At 61.6% G+C, this 16482-nt stretch carries 8 protein-coding genes; 3 read left to right on the top strand and 5 right to left on the bottom strand.

Annotated elements, in window-relative coordinates; translation table 11 throughout:
• The first annotated feature begins 61 nt into the window (after nucleotides 1–61).
• A complete protein-coding gene (locus tag AAFN46_RS03770) occupies nucleotides 62–10168 on the top strand; it encodes a LysM peptidoglycan-binding domain-containing protein (RefSeq protein WP_347807356.1) in 10107 nt (3368 codons plus the stop codon).
• An 11-nt stretch (nucleotides 10169–10179) separates the two neighbouring features.
• On the top strand, nucleotides 10180–10605 hold the full coding sequence (locus tag AAFN46_RS03775; RefSeq protein WP_347807357.1) for a hypothetical protein: 426 nt from the start codon (nucleotides 10180–10182) through the stop codon (nucleotides 10603–10605).
• A 151-nt stretch (nucleotides 10606–10756) separates the two neighbouring features.
• Here AAFN46_RS03775 and AAFN46_RS03780 read toward each other — a convergent pair whose 3' ends face one another.
• The 3 genes from AAFN46_RS03780 to AAFN46_RS03790 form a co-directional block, all read right to left on the bottom strand.
• Complete coding sequence (locus tag AAFN46_RS03780) at nucleotides 10757–10894, bottom strand: hypothetical protein (protein ID WP_347807358.1); 138 nt, start codon at nucleotides 10892–10894, stop codon at nucleotides 10757–10759.
• 555 nt (nucleotides 10895–11449) lie between these two features.
• On the bottom strand, nucleotides 11450–11965 hold the full coding sequence (locus tag AAFN46_RS03785; RefSeq protein WP_347807359.1) for a transposase: 516 nt from the start codon (nucleotides 11963–11965) through the stop codon (nucleotides 11450–11452).
• A 121-nt stretch (nucleotides 11966–12086) separates the two neighbouring features.
• Nucleotides 12087–12764 carry a DUF4197 domain-containing protein gene (locus AAFN46_RS03790; protein WP_347807360.1) on the bottom strand — a complete coding sequence of 226 codons (678 nt, stop codon included), beginning with the start codon at nucleotides 12762–12764 and terminating at the stop codon, nucleotides 12087–12089.
• A 141-nt stretch (nucleotides 12765–12905) separates the two neighbouring features.
• On the opposite strand from AAFN46_RS03790, the gene AAFN46_RS03795 reads away from it, so the two are divergent.
• Nucleotides 12906–13271, top strand: a complete 366-nt coding sequence (locus tag AAFN46_RS03795) for a VOC family protein (protein ID WP_347807361.1) — start codon at nucleotides 12906–12908, stop codon at nucleotides 13269–13271.
• Nucleotides 13272–13290: 19 nt separating this feature from the next.
• On the opposite strand, the gene AAFN46_RS03800 is transcribed toward AAFN46_RS03795, so the two are convergent.
• Nucleotides 13291–13692 (bottom strand): hypothetical protein, encoded by a 402-nt coding sequence (locus tag AAFN46_RS03800; protein WP_347807362.1) that lies wholly within the window; start codon nucleotides 13690–13692, stop codon nucleotides 13291–13293.
• An 82-nt stretch (nucleotides 13693–13774) separates the two neighbouring features.
• Nucleotides 13775–16249, bottom strand: coding sequence for a glycerol-3-phosphate 1-O-acyltransferase PlsB (plsB, locus tag AAFN46_RS03805; RefSeq protein ID WP_347807363.1), 2475 nt, complete (start codon nucleotides 16247–16249; stop codon nucleotides 13775–13777).
• Nucleotides 16250–16482: the final 233 nt, after the last annotated feature.

Here is a 16482-nt window from a genome sequence, read left to right on the forward strand (position 1 = left end):
GCTGATCCAGAGCCAGAGCGGCGAGCGCATCAGCCGCACCTTCTACGACGCCGACGGCCGCGTGGCCGCAGCACTGGATGGCGAAGGCTACCTGCGCGAGAACCGCTACGACGCCAGCGGCCGTTTGCAGCAGAGCATCCGCTATGCCCTGGCCAGCGCCGAGGGCCTGCGCGCCGAGGGCAGCCTGGAACAACTGCGCCCGGCCGCCAGCGGCGCGCTGAGCAACTGGTACTTCTACGACGGCGCCGGGCGCCAGATCGGCAGCGTCGACGAGCAGGGCTTCGTCAGCGAAACGGTGTACGACGAGGCTAGCAATCGCCAGCAGAGCATGCGTTACGCCACGCGCCATACTGCGGCAATCGGCACTGGCACCGGCTTCGCCACGATCCGCGCGGCCGTGGCCGGCGGAGCCCAGCAGACCAGCACCACGGTCTATGACAGCTACGGCCGGGTCAGCCAGCGCATCGCGATCGACGGCAGCGTCACCGCCTATGAGTACGACAGCGCCGGGCGTCTGGTGCGCGAGATCCGCGCCCAGGGCACTGCCGAAGCCCGCAGCAGCGCCTGGCGCTACGACGCCCTCGGCCAGACCCTGGGCAAGCTCAGCGGCGAAGGCGCCAGCCGCCTCACGGCCGGCATGAGCGAGGCGCAGATCCAGGCCACCTACGCCCAGTACGGCCTGACCTACAGCTACGACGAAGCCGGTCGCCAGCTCAGCGTCAGCGACGCCGCCGGCAACACCCTGCTGTCCTACTACGATGCCGCCGGGCGCCTGACCCACACCGTCAACACGCTCGGCGAAGTCAGCGAGACCGCCTACAACGCCTTTGGCGAGGTGCTCAGCCGCACCCGCTTCCTGGACCGCATCAGCGACACCGCCGGCCTCACCGGCGGCCTGCTGACCACCCCGCTGTCGGCGCTGACCCAGGCCATGCGCAGCAATGCCGGCAACAGCACCCAGACCTACAGCTACGACCGCCGCGGCCAGCTGAGCAGCAGCCGCGACGCCCTGGGCTATGTCACCACCTATGGCTACAACCGCTTCGGCGAGCAGAACGCCATCACCCGCACCATCAATCAGGGGGCGACGCCGAAGACCAGTACGACCTGGCTGGCCTACAACAAGCGCGGCGAGCTTATCGATACGGTTGAGGATATCGGCGGCCTGGCGCGCAGCACGGCCACCCAGTACGACGCCTTTGGCCGGGTGATCGCCCGCACCGACGGCCGCGGCCTGACCAGCAGCATCCGCTACGACCACGGCGGCCGGGTAGTCGTCACGACCAACCCGCTGAACCAGAGCCAAAGTACTGAGTACGACGCCTTTGCCCGCGTGCTGAGCCAGACCGACGCCCTGGGCCGGGTCACCTCGTATCACTACGACGACGCCAACCGCAGCCTGACCCAGACCCTGCCGGGCAGCGTGCAGGTGGTCACCACCCGCAACCGCCATGGCGAGACCCTCAGCGTCACCGATGGCAACGGCAACAGCACCACCTACAGCTACAACAAAGACGGCCAACTGCTGACCAGCACCAACGCCCTGGGCCAGGTCACCCGTCATGCCTATGACGCCAAGAGCGGCTTCAAGACCAGCGTCACCGACGCCGCCGGCAACGTCACCCGCTACAGCTACGACGTCAACGGGCGCACCCTGACCAGCACCGACGCGCTGGGCACGGTGACCCGCTACGCCTACGACGGCCTGGGCCGCAAGATGCGCGTCACCGAGGCCGAGGGCACGGCCGCGCAGCGCATCACCGACTACCGCTACGACGCCCAGGATCAGCTGCTGCAAGTGATCCAGGACCCGAATGGCCTGCAGCTCAGCACCACCTACCAGTACGACGGCCTGGGCCGCCAGCTGCAAGTCAGCCGCGGCACGGTGGCGGCGCCGAACCAGCAGGTGACTCGGTATGAGTTCGATAACTTGGGGCGGCGAACCGCCGAGCGTGTGGATCCGGATGGGCTGAACCTGACCACCCGCTACGTGTACAACAAGAACGACCAGGTCATTCGTAAGCTAGATGCAGCAGGAAACAGCACGGGCTACGTCTACGATGCGGTGGGCCAGCTACGCTATACCGTCGATGCATTGGGAGGGGTGAGCGAAAACCGTTACGACGCCAATGGGCGGGTGATCGAGAGCGTGCAGTACGCCAACCGTCTGGCCGAACGCTATCAGAGCGTCGGCGGCAGCATCGCTGCTTGGGAGGTCTACACCGCCCATGAGGCTACCGGTGGCGGCACTATCACCCGTGTTTACGACGCCGAGCGTGACGAGCATGTGGTGAGCTTGACCGGCAACGCGCAGGCGAGCGGTTATCGCCTGTGGAAGGACAGCAACAAAACCCCCTGGGGCAGCGTCTCAAGCCAGCTGAGCTGGGACCTGAAGTACAGTGAGAGCTTTACCGTCTACGTCAGTGTGCAGACCAACAAGGGGCTCCGCTACCTGACCTATAGACCAGGCACTACAGCGCCTCACATCAATAGCAGTGCCAGCAGCTACCTGCACCATTATCTGGGCAACGTCGCCAATGGCAGCTGGCAACGTATAGACCGGGACTTGAAGGCCGACCTGGCGGCGTTGGAGCCGGATGCCGAGCTGCTCTCGGTGAGTGCATTCTTGATTCGTGGCACGGGCTTGGTCGGTGAAATCAGCCTGGCTGCGCAGGCTCCCGCCACCGAGGCGGCCATGCAGCCCTTGCTGCAGCCCTCGAGCAATGATCGTCGCACCCGCTATATCTACGATGCCGCAGGCCGCCAGCGCTATGTCATCGACTCCTTAGGCGGAGTGAGCGAGAGCCGTTACGACGCCAATGGGAAGGTCATTGAAACCCTGCGCTACAGCAAGGCCATCAACCCCATGGCCGTGGCCACAGAGCACGACGTGCAGCTGGCCCTGTGCAGCCTGTGGAGCCAGGACCTGACCAAGGATTCCGCAGGCTTGAATCTGGCGGCTGCAGGTACGGCAATTCGGCATGAAGCCGAACGGCTCACCTTGGATAGCCGAACTGGAGTTGTCAGTTGGCCTGTCGCGTTAGGTAACGAGCTCCGCGAATTCAAAAGCGGATTGGTTTACCGTCAGGAACTCACCAGCGCCAGCCTGGCAGCAGGACGCTTCATGGTTGGGGTCAACAACGGTAAGAGTGGGGTGGAGCACCGCTCCCTCTACGCCAACCTGATGAACGGCGTGTTCTCGGTACAGGCGGCTGGCAGCGACGGCTTGAATGCCACGCGTGGCAACCTGGGTACGGCGAAACTCAGCACCACCTATGTGCTGGAGGTGGAAACGACTGCTACTGGCGCCACTCTCTACGTGTACGAGAAGGGCCAAACGCGTAGCTCCGGTTGGCAGCACAACTTGGCGGCGACTGCTGCCGAATGGGGCCAGGTACGCTGGGTGGCGTATGCGGCGCAAGGCAACTATGGCCAGGATGCTACGGCCTATCTCGACAATATCAGCCTATCCGACCGGACTCTGCTCCCCGAAGTCGGCGCTCAGGCGCGCCGCACCACTTATACCTACGACGCCATAGGCCAACTGAAGAGCGTCACAGATGCCGCTGGCAAGGTCGAGCGCTATACCTATGACGCGGTGGGTAACCGCACGACCCTGACCAACAAGAACGGCCATGTCTGGACCTACAACTACGACGCACGCAATCGGCTGGTCGAGGAGATCACGCCACCGCTGTACGTGGCCAGCATCGATGCGGCAGGAGCCGTAACGGGCAAGACGGTACGCCTCGTCACCCTGATCAGCTACGACAACCTGGGCAACGTGCTCAGCCGCAGCGAAGGTCGCCTGCGTGCTAACGTGGCTGATGCGGCCAGCAGCGACGACCTCAGCCAGGCGCGCACCACCAGCTACGCCTACGACGCCGTTGGCCGGCAGATCCGCACCACTAGTCCCGGCTGGTACAACAAGCTGACGGGACAGTACACCCAGGCCTCGGACGGCACCACCAATACGTTCCGGGTCAGCACCGAAGTCACCTACGACGCCCTCGGCAATGCCGTGCGCAACCGCGTGCGGGTGAATAACACGGGCACCGTCGCCACCGACTTCGTCGACAGCTTCAAGGTCTACGACATCCTCGGCCGGGTGACCCACGATATCGACGCGCTGATGGGCGTGACCGCCTACAGCTACGATGCGCTGGGCAATGTGCTTACGACCACCCGTCACCACAATGCCCTAACCAAGGCCGTACCGGCTCTGGGCTACTACCTCAAAGCCGATATCAACAGCGCCACTCTGATCCCGGATGCCACCTTTGATCGCACCCTGACCACCAGCTACGACGCCCTCGGCCGTAAGACCGCGGTGCAACAGAACCACACCGGCATATACACATTCACTGGCAACGTCGCCACCTCGAGCCTGATCACCGCCGCGCCGACCACGCTCTACAGCTACAACGCCCTCGGCCAGTTGGTGCGCGAGACCCAGGTCGCGCGCAATGCCAGCAATGTCACCGTGTTGACCGGCGCCAGCAGTGTGCATTACTACGACCGGGCCGGTCAGCGCATCGGCAGCGTCGATGCCCTCGGCCATTACACCCGCCAGGAGTACGACGCCCTCGGGCAACTGACCCGCCAGGTCGAGTACGTCAACAAACTGGCCAGCTGGACCGAAAACAGCCTGCCGAGCGCACCGGCAACCCATCTCGCCGACCGCAGCACCCTGTACGCCTATGACGCCCTGGGCCGGGTGATCCAGACCACCCGCGAGAACGTGCTGTACTGGCAACAGGACGCCAGCAACCTGAATGGGGTGGTCACCGCCACAGAAGTGCGTGGCAACCTGATCGACAGCCGACTGACCTACGACAATGTCGGCAATATCAAGACCGCCACCGACGCCCTGGGCAACGTCACCACCACCGAGTACAACGCCCTGGGCCAAGTCACCAAACTGATCGAGCCGGCGCGCTGGACCGCCAAAGCTGGTGCCCTGAACCCCCTTGCGAGCGACTTCAGCGGGCTGATGATGGCCTCGCCGACCGTCAGCTACCTGCTGAATGCCTTCGGCCAGATCATCCGGGAAATCCGCGCGGCCGGCAGCGATGGCAACGGCAACGTCCAGGCGGGCCTGACCCAGACCACTCGCACCCGTTTCGACGCCGCCGGTTATGAGATCCAGGAGATCGACGCAGCCGGCTCCGCGCAACACTACAAGGTCGACGTCGCCGGCCGCCGTATCGAAGAGAGTCGGCAGATCAGCGTCACCATGAGTGCCTGGTGGCTACCCGCCTTTGGTGTAGCGATGAACATGAACCACAGCATCCGCCGCACCTTCGAGTACGACAAGCTCGGCCAGCAGACCGCCACAGTGGATTGGTACACCGTCGGCTGGGGCACTCAGATGTCGATGCGCGACAGCGCACTGTACAACCGATTTGGCGAAGTCACCCACAAGCAGCTCAATGGCGACACCATTGAAATCTTCAATTACGACAGAGTTGGCCGGGTCGAGTCCCATGGCAATGCTACCAGTGCCATCACGGTGTTCAATTACGACCTGTCCGGCAAGGTCAGCAAAAGCACCGTGCTTGGCGATTGGGGCACCGCTGCCGACGACCGCATCACCTATATGCGCAACGACCTGCTCGGCCGCACCCTGGAACAACACCTGCCGGCCTTTGAAGCCAATCTCAATGCCGACACCCTGAACAACCTCAACCTGACCCTGACCACCCCGATCATCCGCCAGACCTACGACCGCTGGGGCAATGTGCTGAGCCGCACCGATGCGCGCGGGCAGACCAGCCATTACGCCTACAACCACAATAATCAACTCACCCATGAGTCTCTGCCGGCCACCGATATCCTGCGCGAGAACGGCAGCAGCTACCGCGCCAGCCTGATCCACGAGAAGCGCTACGACGCCCTCGGCCAGTTGATCCAGGAAGCCGACTGGGTCGGGCCTTATACCGGGGTTGCCAGCAGCACCCTGCTACGCACCCGCCAGCATGTTTACAACCAAGTGGGTGAACTGACTCGCGATATCGATGCCCTGGGCTATACCCGTGCCTACCTGACCGATGCCCATGGCAATCGCGTGGCCACCAGAGACGCCCTTGGCACCGTGACCCTGGACGGTTACGACGCCATGAATCGCCACACCAGCCACGGCATCCTGCGCAACGGCGCTAAGGTCACCCTGCTGACCAACCAGTACGACCAAGCCGGACGCCTGTATGGCGAAATCAGTGGTACCAGCGCCGTCGAGGAAACCCTCAAGAGCGTCGCCAATTCAGACTGGAGCAGCAGCGCCAGCGGGGTGATGGGCAACACCCGCTACACCGTCTACAACGAGCGCGGGAATATCACCTGGACTCGCAACGAATCGGGGGTGGCAAAAAGCTTCGAGTACGACACATCCAACCGCAAAGTGAAGGAAACCGACGGGCTAAACAACACCCTGACCTGGACCTACACTGCGGACGGATTCGGCCGGCTGGCCAGTCGTAAGGATCTGGCTGGGCGGGTATATACCTATACCTACAACGCGTTCAATCAGGTGACTAAAGAGAGCCTGAGCACTTCCTCCGGTGCAGGCCCAGACAAGACCTACAGCTACTACGCCAACGGTTTTACCAAGGCCATCATCGAAGGGGGCGTCACTACTAAAGACGCGTCCGGAACCGTTACAGCCGAGGACATACGCACTTCGACCTACGAATACGACCAAGCTGGCAATCGCATCCGGGAAATCAACGCTGGGCGCTATTACAAAGCCGGAGGCGTCAACCAGAACAGCAGTGCAGAGACTCGCTATAAATTCGACGAGCAGGGGCGCCTGAAAGAAGTCAAAGCACCTGCGGGCAACCAACTTGTGGGGGCGCTAGGCACCCAATACAACTTGGTCAGTACCGCACGGTTGGATTCGCTGAAATATGACTACGACGAAGTGGGTAATCGGCGGCGCGTGTATATGAACACAACTAACCAGTCGGGTAGCCAGAAGGTGATCGATGACTGGTATAAATATGACCTGGAGGGGCGAGCACTTATTACTGAAGGTTTTCTCAGTACTAACGGACAAGTAGTAGCAGGGCATTTGGGGGGGTGGAATAAAAATGCCAAGGGATATGCTCTGACTTATAACGCTATTGGCCAGCGTATGTCCTCCGACACATGGAAAGGTTTCATAGATAATACCTATGACAGAGAGAGGTTTAGCTATCCTGTAGGTCACCTTTATGAAGTTGAAATTTACAGCTACAACGACCTGGGGCAATTAGAAACCACTATAGGGCGCCCAGTGGGGCGCAGACTAAATGGGGCAACCGGGTCGGATACTTCTCAAGTGGCTGTTGCTCCACGGGATATATCTAAAGAATATCCAAGCTCAGAAACTGAGCGGATCAAATATTCTAGGACTTACGATGAGCGCGGGAACGCCACATTTCAGCGAACCCATAACTATCGAATCAACTCAAGGGTTACAAACGACTCCTCGACGCGCTACGCCTATCGTGGTGACGGTCAGCTGGTTTCCCAGCTCACTTATGACAGCGCACAGCGACTCGCCCAAGCAAACTACTTTAATGAAGTCGGCATGCTGGATGCCGCGGGCAATCAGCAGGCCTATCGATATGTTTCTTATAACTCTAATGGCAGTATCAATCACCGGGGAAATTATGTAGCTACCCATGAGCTTTTTGATACATACAAAGACGGCAAAGCAACAGTTACCCGAACGAATGGCGGCTCGCCGGGCACCACGACCTACACTTATTCTCTGCGTGGCGAACTCCAGCAGGCTATCGGCACCGGCGGCAATGTTTTTACCCGCCGGCTCGCATCCAATGCCGAAGGACGCCTGTCTACGCGCCAGGAGGCTTCAGGCGTAGCGCAGAGCTACCTGTACTACCAAGGTGTCGCACTCGCGAACATCGGTAATGCCTCCACACCGGAGATCAGCGACACCTTCACACCGATTTCCCCGGACTACCCCGGACGCACCCCAAGCAACTACGTCGTCAACCTGGGCGACACCCTAGAGAGCATCGCCCAGACAGTGTGGGGCGATGCGAAGATGTGGTACCTGATCGCCGACGCCAATGGCCTGGACCCCAGCACCCCGCTTACCCCCGGCAACAGCCTGAAAATCCCTAACGTGGTTAGCAGCACGCACAACGATGCGACCACCTTCAGGCCGTACGACAGCAACGAAGTCATTGGCAACACTACACCCAGCGCCAAAGCACCGCCGCCGCCGAAGCCGAAGAAGAAGAAGAGCGGTGGGTTGTCGAGCATTGTGATGATTGTGGTGGCGATTGTGGTCACGATCTATACCGCTGGGGCGGCTGCGTCTGCGTTTGGTGCGGCTTCCTCGGCTGCTGGGGCGGGTGCAGCAGCCGGGGCGGGAGCTGCCGCTGCTGGGACTGCCTCTGCTTGGTCTGTCGGCGCAGCAGCCCTGTCTGGCGGTGTGCTCGGTACTACTGCCGGGTTAAGTGGCTGGGCACTGGCTGGCGGAGCTATTGTGGGGGCTATGGCTGGCAGCGCTGCCTCGCAGCTGGCCGGCATGGCTATGGGCGTACAGGACAAGTTCTCTTGGAAACAGGTTGCGGTTAGTGGCTTGAGTGCAGGCATAGGCTCTGGCTTGGGTTCTTTGGCGAGAACCGGCCAACTTGGAGCTTTGATGCAGAACGCAGTTAACAGCACTGGCTATGCGCGATATAGCGCACAAGGAGTGTTCAACTATGCCAGCAGCCAAGCGGCTAACCGAATCGTAGGACTTAATACCTCCTTCAGTTGGAGCGGCATGGCCACATCCGTGGCCGGCGCGAACATCGGTGGCTATGTAGGGGGCGCGTTCGGAGACAAGCTTCCCGGCAAATTGATCGGTGACCAGCTCAGTGCCCACGCCTCCGCCGCCATCGAAGACAAATGGTTCGGCGGCGCCCGCCCGCACTACGGCCAGATCGCCGCCGATGCCTTTGGCAATACACTGGGTAATGCCATTGTCGGGAGAATGCAGAAATCTACCGAGGAAGAGCGATTAACCGCCTCGTTGGCGACCAACCAGTTCGAGAGAATGCTGGCGAATGGTGAGCAACCGGATACGTTGACAAGGGCAGAATTGGCCTATTTGGCCCGCGCGGCAGACCAGAACGGGGGGGTATTGCCGGATAATCTACGGGAGATCGTTTTTGCTCCCCTGGCTGGAACATTTGACGATTCGGGGCAAAAATGGCTGGCTGAAAACAGAGCCGCAATGGATGACTACTGGCTCTCTGTGCAAGACAACGCTGTCGTGGAAAGCAACCCCTTCTATTATGTTGGCGCTCATTTCATGAGAGGTTTCGGAGCGGCTGGTTACGGCTTAGCCAGCATGGGTGTCGGGCTCTTTAATAATCCAACTCATGGTGCTGTCGGCCTACATAATTCCATCATCAATTTGGGGCCAGACCTATTCAATGGTGGTGTAAATACTGTCAAAACAAGCCTGGATGGGTACTCGCTGCTTGCCGAGAGCTTGTTTGCTCAAGAGGGAACCTTTGCTGGCTTCCGAGAAACCGAGGTTTATAACATTACCCCCCTCTTCAGCTATAACAATCCAGCCCAAGAGGGTGGAGCCCTCCTTGGCGGGCTGTTGACTGGCGGAGTCATTAGCAAGTTCGGCAGGTATCGCGTAGAGGTTGGAGACATAGGCGGACCCTCTTATGCGAGCAGCCAAAGAGGGGGCATAAATTTAAAAATCACCGCGCCAAATGAAGCAGTTGCTCCAAGCAGCATAAATGAATCCAACTTCGTTCTTCTTAATAAGACACACACGGACTCTCTACCTAAGCCAAAAGGTAATGGCCCCAATGGCGGACTTCTTCAGTCACATCATGGGTTGCAGCAACAGTGGGCAAAAGAAAATCTTGGAGTCTATGGGTACGACCCTGAACTTGCGCCGACAATTACGTTGGAAACTGGTAAGGGTTTACCTCATACAATAATCAGTCAGGCCCAGAATGCCCGTCGCAATGCTCGGATAGCCGAAGGCCATGCAAAGTGGGGTTCTTCATTACAAGATGAGCTGGGATATATCGTCAGCGATATGAAGGCGGCAGGTTTCCAGAAATCAACCATTCAGAATGTATTGGAACAACAGTATAGAATGCTCGAAAAGCTAAATGTTCCTTATCATAAACTGGACTATTAACGGAGAGAATCATGGGGATTAAAAGCTTGCCCATCAATGCGGCATTCAAAATAGAGGCGTACAAACCTCAAGCATCGACTATGGAAATTGAATCGCTTCTATCATCGGCTGGAGTCACAATTCCAGATATTTATTTGCGCATTGTTCGTGAGATGACAGATGTGGAGATTCTTGTAAATCAACAGAAGTATGTTCGTATCTGGGGACCAGCTAGGGTGTTAGAAATGAATGAAGCCTATGAGGTACAGAAGAATATCCCTACATCCTTGGCGATAGGTGACGATGAAGGTGGTTCTGCGCTGATATTGATGGCAGGAGATCATGGCTTTGGTTTATATAAGGTAGGATTTGGCGACCTAGATGTTGATGATGCAAGTTACATTGCCCCATCACTGGAAGAATTCTTGATAAACGCGATAGGAATTGAAGCCATCTAAGGAAGGTCTGAAGAGAGTAATTAGGGACACCCATTAGCCGGTCCTACGTCAAGATCCAAAGCCTACCTGCCCTCAGAATAATGAGGGACAGACCCTGAAGAAATGTAATCGTGAATGTGACGAAGTTGGGCCAAGGCATGGTCCGTCCACTTCACCATGAGTGAATATCTCGCAGCACCTGTTCAGCGGACGTGGCTTTACCCTCTTCGGCATCCTTCTGTCCACGCCGGATATTTTCCAGCACATAGAGTCGATACATGATCTCCTCCATGTCGGCGGTATCGGGCATGCGCTGGATGGCGTCGAGGGCTTCCTGCTTAGGTGTATGTGGCTGCAAGTACAAGTAATTACAAGTAATTAGGGACAGACCACGGTTTCTAAGTGTTTCAGGTATTACCGAAAACGGCGCGGATTTGGTGAGTGGGGATAGATCAAGAGAACAATGAGGGACAGCCCCCGTTTTCGACCAGAAGCCCGGCCAGCGCGCCGGGCTTTTTGCTGTTTGCTCGTTGGAGTTGCTGGGTTTCGCTGCGCTCTACCCAGCCTACGGCGGGGGTGGGGTAGGCTGGGTAGAGCGCAGCGAAACCCAGCAGTCCCGGTCAGTCGGAACAATGAGGGACAGACCCGCGTTTTCTCTGAGGGTCAAGGAAGTGGGGTCGCGCCAAACACGGCGCGAAACAAAAAGCCCGGCCAGGATGCCGGGCTTTTTGCTGTTTGCTTGTTAGAGGTGCTGGGTTTCGCTGTGCTCTACCCAGCCTACGGTGGGGGTGAGGTAGGCTGGGTAGAGCACAGCGAAACCCAGCGGTCCCGGTCTGTGGGGTGGATTACCGCGGGACCCGGCGCACTACTCGGGCGAACCCCAATCCCAGGGATACAGCCCTTTATCCACGAAATGGGCGAACGAGGAGTGCGGCCACTCCCCTGGGCTGCGGGCTCGCCCATGCTTCACCGGGTTGAAGTGTATGTAGTCGATATGGCGCTGCAGGTCGTCGGCATCACGGATCAGGTGTTCCCAATAGCGCCGCTGCCAGATGCCGCGCTCCCGCTTGCTCCGGCGGCTATCGCCGATGGCTTCCGAGGCGGGAAGACCTCTGGAAAAGCGCGCCTTGAAGCGGCGCAGACGATTCGGGTAATCGCTGTCATCGGGCGGCAGGCGACAGAGCAGGTGCAGATGCTCCGGCAACACCACCCAGGCGAGCAGGGCGAAAGGGTGGCTGTGCTTTTCTTCCAGCAGGGCGCTGCGCAGCAGGCCGATGTGGCGAGTCAGGCTGTCCTGGCTGCGGTCGGCCAGCACCAGGGTGAAGAAGTAGGTGCCGCCGGGTTGATAGACCCGACGGTAGCTGCGCCTGTGGCCGGGCATATATCCATCCTTGGATAGCTGAGAAGTTTCGTGTTGCTGGGTTTCGCTGTGCTCTACCCAGCCTACATGGAGGCATTGGTAGGTGAGTAGAGCACAGCGAAACCCAGCCAATGGTCGAGCCTCAGAGCGCGCCGAACACCTTCTTCGCCAGGCTGGTGGCGGCGCCGGCCGGGTTCTGGCGGATGCTCGCTTCCTGCGCGGCGATCATCTTGAACAGGCCGTCCAGGGCCTTCTCGGTCACGTAGCTCTCCACCTTGGCGTGCTTCGCCTCGACCACGCCGAAGGCCGCGGCCTGGCCGGCGAAGGCGTTGTACTGCTGGGCCAGGCCGACCTTGTCGGTGGCCTGCTTGACGATGGGCAGGAAGCGGGCGCGAATCTGTTCGCGGCTGCTCTTGTTCAGGTACTGGGTGGCGGAGTCGTCGCCGCCGGCGAGGATGGCCTTGGCGTCGCTCACGGTCATCTTCTTCACCGCGTCCAGCAGGATCGCCTGGGCCTGCGGCACGGCGGCCTCGGCGGCGCGGTTCATGCTGCTCTCCAGCTCTTCCACCTGGGCGCCCATGCCCATCATCTTCATGGTCTGCGCGGCCTTGCCCAGCTTGCCCGGCAGTTCGATGCGCACCTGATCGTTGTCGCTGAAGCCGCCCGGCTTGCCGAGCTGCTTGACGGCGATCTGCGCGCCCTGGCTGAGGGCATCCTTGAGCCCGCCGCTGGCGTCGCTCTGGGTCAGGTCGGCGAGGGACAGGGCGAAGGCGCTGGCGGACAGCAGCAGGCCGGTGGCCAGGGTGGTGAGACGAAGCATGGGGGCGATTCCTTGTGGCGGAGGGATGGGGCGAGAGTAATGGAGTGGCGCGGCAGAGCCAAATGGACGGATGGCCGAGGCGGTTGCCGGTGGTGCGCATGCGGTGCCAGGATGTGGCCGTCGAGCAACCAGGAGAGCGCCATGAGCATTCGAGGAAGGGACCGCCAGATCGACAACATCGAGTTCAACGTCGGCGATATCGCGCGCAGCAAGGCCTTCTACGGCGAGGTGTTCGGCTGGAGCTTCGTCGACTACGGGCCGAGCTACAGCGAGTTCAGCGACGGCCGCCTCACCGGGGGCTTCACCAGCGGCGAGCCGGTGCGTCCGGGCGGGCCGCTGGTCATCCTCTACGCCGACGATCTCGAGCGGACCCAGCGCCGGCTGGAGGCGGCCGGCGCCGTCATCAGTCGGCAGACCTTCGCCTTCCCCGGCGGGCGGCGTTTTCACTTCATCGATCCGGACGGCTACGAACTGGCCGTATGGACGGCGGACGATGCCCAGGCCTGACTGAACTGCTCTAGGGTGCTCAGGCACCACCCAGCAGGTCGTGCGCGTCCAGCAGCCGGTAGGCGATCTCGGGGTTTCTCTCCAGGCCGCGGCGGATGGCGGCGGGGATGGCCTGGCGGGTCTTGCGGCACAGGCCGGGCAGGGGCTCCAGGTGGATGGCGATGCCGCGCATGCTGCGCACTTCGCTGGCGCCCGGGGCGATGTGCACGCGCAGGCCGAGCAGCTCGAACATGCGCCGCTGCATGTGCTCCAGGTCTTCCAGGCTCTGCAGGTTCTCCAGGCGCTCGAGCAAGCGTTTCTCTTCCTGGCGGGTCAGGCGCAGGATGCGCAGGTCGGCGTCGGGCTCCTGCAGCAGGCGTTCGCGGTCGCAGTCGCAGGCGCCGGGCGGGCAGGGGTGGCGGAGCGGGGGGGATTGGGACATGGCTGTCGATCATAGCTATGTCCGTGCTGCGGGCACAAACGACAAGGGCCGCTACTGCGGCCCTTGTCGTGGGTTGCGGCCATCAGGCCGGCTCGGTGGCTTCCTCGCCGCGCTCCAGCGCCACCTGGCGGATCGACAGGCGAATCTCGGCCGGCAGCACGCGCTTGGCGGCGCCTTCCACCAGCTCGGCCAGCTGCGGGTGGTGGCTGAGCTTGCCCTCGCCGTTCTGGCGCAGCACGCCCTGGTCGAGCAGGGTCTGGATGAAGTGGCGGAACAGGCTCTTGTCGAAGAATTCCGGGGCGTTGAGCCCGTGCAGGATCGACAGGCGCTGGGCCATCACCACGCAGAGGTTCTCCAGCTCCTCGGCGCTCAGGGCGTACTGGCCGGCGTTGAGCAGCAGGGCGGTGGCCATGTAGAAGCGCTGCAGGGTCTGCACTATGGCGCGGGCCAGCAGGCTGAGCAGGACGAACTGGCGCGAGCTGGGCGCCGGGCGGATGAACATGTCGTCCTCGCGGCGCAGCAGGCCCTGCTCGACGAAGGCCTGCAGCCACTGATCCACTGCGCCTTCCAGCTCTTCCGCCCGGTAGCGGATGAATAGCTCCGACTGCAGATAGGGGTACAGCGCGCCGACGTAGCGCAGGATCTGCTCGCGGCTCATGCGCGAGCTGCTGAGGAAGAAGCTGGCCAGCAGCGCCGGCAGGGCGAACACGTGCAGCACGTTGTTGCGGTAGTAGGTCATCAGCACCGCGTTGTGCTCGTCCAGATAGAGGATCCTGCCCAGGGCGTCTTTCTGCTCGGCCAGCAGGTCCATGCTCTGCACGTAGCGGATCAGGTCCTGGCCATTGCCTTGCGGCAGGGTGGCGTGCGGCGAGTAGGGCACCTGGCGCAGCAGCTCCAGATAGAGGTCGAGCACGCGCACCAGGGCCTGCTCGTCCAGTGCCAGCTTGGCGGTGGAGAGCAGGGCCAGGGCCACCAGGTTGACCGGGTTGATCGCCGCCGCCTCGTTGAGGTGCTGCGCCACCTTGGCGCCGAGGCGATTGGTGGTGCTGTTCAGCCAGGCCGGGCGGAACTGCTCGCCGTGATCCTGGCCGCGCCAGCCCGGCTGCTCGGCGTCGAGGAACTCGGCCAGCTTGATCGGCTCGCCGAAGTTGACGTGCACGCTGCCGAAACGCTGCCTGCGGATGGCGCCGATGACCCGGAAGATGTCGAAGATCGACTCTTTCTTCTTCGCCGCGCCGCGCAGCTCGCCCAGGTAGGTGCGGCCTTCGAGCACACGCTCGTAGCCGATGTAGACCGGCACGAAGGCGATCGGCAGGCGCGAGGAGCGCAGGAAGCTGCGCAGGGTGATGGCCAGCATGCCGGTCTTCGGCTGCAGGGTGCGGCCGGTGCGCGAGCGCCCGCCCTCGACGAAGTACTCGACCGGTACGCCCTTGCGGAACAGGGTGTGCAGGTACTCGTTGAACACCGCGGTGTACAGCGGATTGCCCTTGAAGGTGCGGCGCATGAAGAAGGCCCCGCCACGGCGCAGCAGGCCACCGACCACCGGCATATTGAGGTTGATGCCGGCGGCGATATGCGGCGGAGTCAGGCCGTTGCGGAACAGCAGGTAGGACAGCAGCAGGTAGTCGATATGGCTGCGGTGGCAGGGCACGTAGATGATCTCGTGGCCGTGGGCCACCTCGCGCACCGCATCCAGGTGGTTGACCTGGATGCCCTCGTACAGCTTGTTCCAGAACCAGCTGAGCACCACCTCGAGGAAACGGATGGCGGTGTAGGTGTAGTCCGAGGCGATCTCGTTGCCGTAGTGCAGGGCCTTGGCCTCGGCCTTCTCCAGGCTGATGCCTTCGCGTTCGGCCTCCTCGGCGATGGCCTGGCGCACCAGCGGGTCGTGCACCAGGCCCTTGACCAGGTTGCGCCGGTGCGACACGTCCGGGCCGATCACCGCGGCCTTCTGGTTGCGGAAGTGCACACGCAGGATGCGCTGCACCATGCGCAGGGTGCGTTCGCGGCCCTTGCCCTGGTCGAGCAGTTCGCGCAGGTGGATGGGCGCGGAGAACTGCACGCGGGTCTTGCGCCCGAGGATGAGGATGCCGGCCAGCTTGCGCAGGCGCCCGGTCACCGCCCAGGTGTCGGCGAACAGCAGTTTCCAGGCGCTGGTCTCGCGGTCCGGCGACTGCCCCCAGAACACGCTGACCGGGACTATCTGCACGTCGTCCAGGGTGCGCTCGTCCAGGCTGGCGAGCAGGCGCTGCAGGGTGGGCGGCGCGCCGCGCTTGTCGTGGCCGCCGAACCAGCTGGGTTCGCGGGTCAGGTAGAAGAACGCGGCCGGCTCGTTGGCCACCGCCAGCACCGGGCGCGGCAGGCCGGCCTTGCTGCATTCGCGGTCGACCACCGCCAGGTCCGCCGCCGAGGGTTGCTGCAGCACGTAGAACACCGGCTTGCTGCGATCCAGGCGCAGGTTGAAGGACGACTGGTTGATGGTCTCCGAGCGCACCCAGAGGAACAGCAGGCGGCGCAGGGTACCGAAGGCGAAACGGCGGAAGGGGGAGCGGGTCATACGGGCTCGGCTGACAGCAGTGAAGCGAGCATTTGCTCGGGGGCGATAGTGTGCCGCATCGACCGCATGGCGGCAAAAGTCATCTGCCGGTCATCTGCCTGGAAAAACCACGCAACTTTCCGCGCCTGGCGTTGTCTTGCAATGCCGTCCGGCGACTCCTTATAGTCCGGCCGGCATTTAGTCGGGCCCGTGCCTGCTATCCGGGAGCGGGCCTCAATCGCGATGGTGAGAGG

The sequence above is a fragment of the Pseudomonas sp. CAU 1711 genome (assembly GCF_039888625.1).
Lineage (GTDB): Bacteria > Pseudomonadota > Gammaproteobacteria > Pseudomonadales > Pseudomonadaceae > Aquipseudomonas.

Coding starts and splice junctions, on each gene's coding strand:
- AAFN46_RS03775 (WP_347807357.1), top strand. CDS start 10,180: ATGGGGATTAAAAGCTTGCCCATCAATGCGGCATTCAAAATAGAGGCG.
- AAFN46_RS03780 (WP_347807358.1), bottom strand. CDS start 10,894: ATGCCCGATACCGCCGACATGGAGGAGATCATGTATCGACTCTATGTG.
- AAFN46_RS03785 (WP_347807359.1), bottom strand. CDS start 11,965: ATGCCCGGCCACAGGCGCAGCTACCGTCGGGTCTATCAACCCGGCGGC.
- AAFN46_RS03790 (WP_347807360.1), bottom strand. CDS start 12,764: ATGCTTCGTCTCACCACCCTGGCCACCGGCCTGCTGCTGTCCGCCAGC.
- AAFN46_RS03795 (WP_347807361.1), top strand. CDS start 12,906: ATGAGCATTCGAGGAAGGGACCGCCAGATCGACAACATCGAGTTCAAC.
- AAFN46_RS03800 (WP_347807362.1), bottom strand. CDS start 13,692: ATGTCCCAATCCCCCCCGCTCCGCCACCCCTGCCCGCCCGGCGCCTGC.
- plsB (WP_347807363.1), bottom strand. CDS start 16,249: ATGACCCGCTCCCCCTTCCGCCGTTTCGCCTTCGGTACCCTGCGCCGC.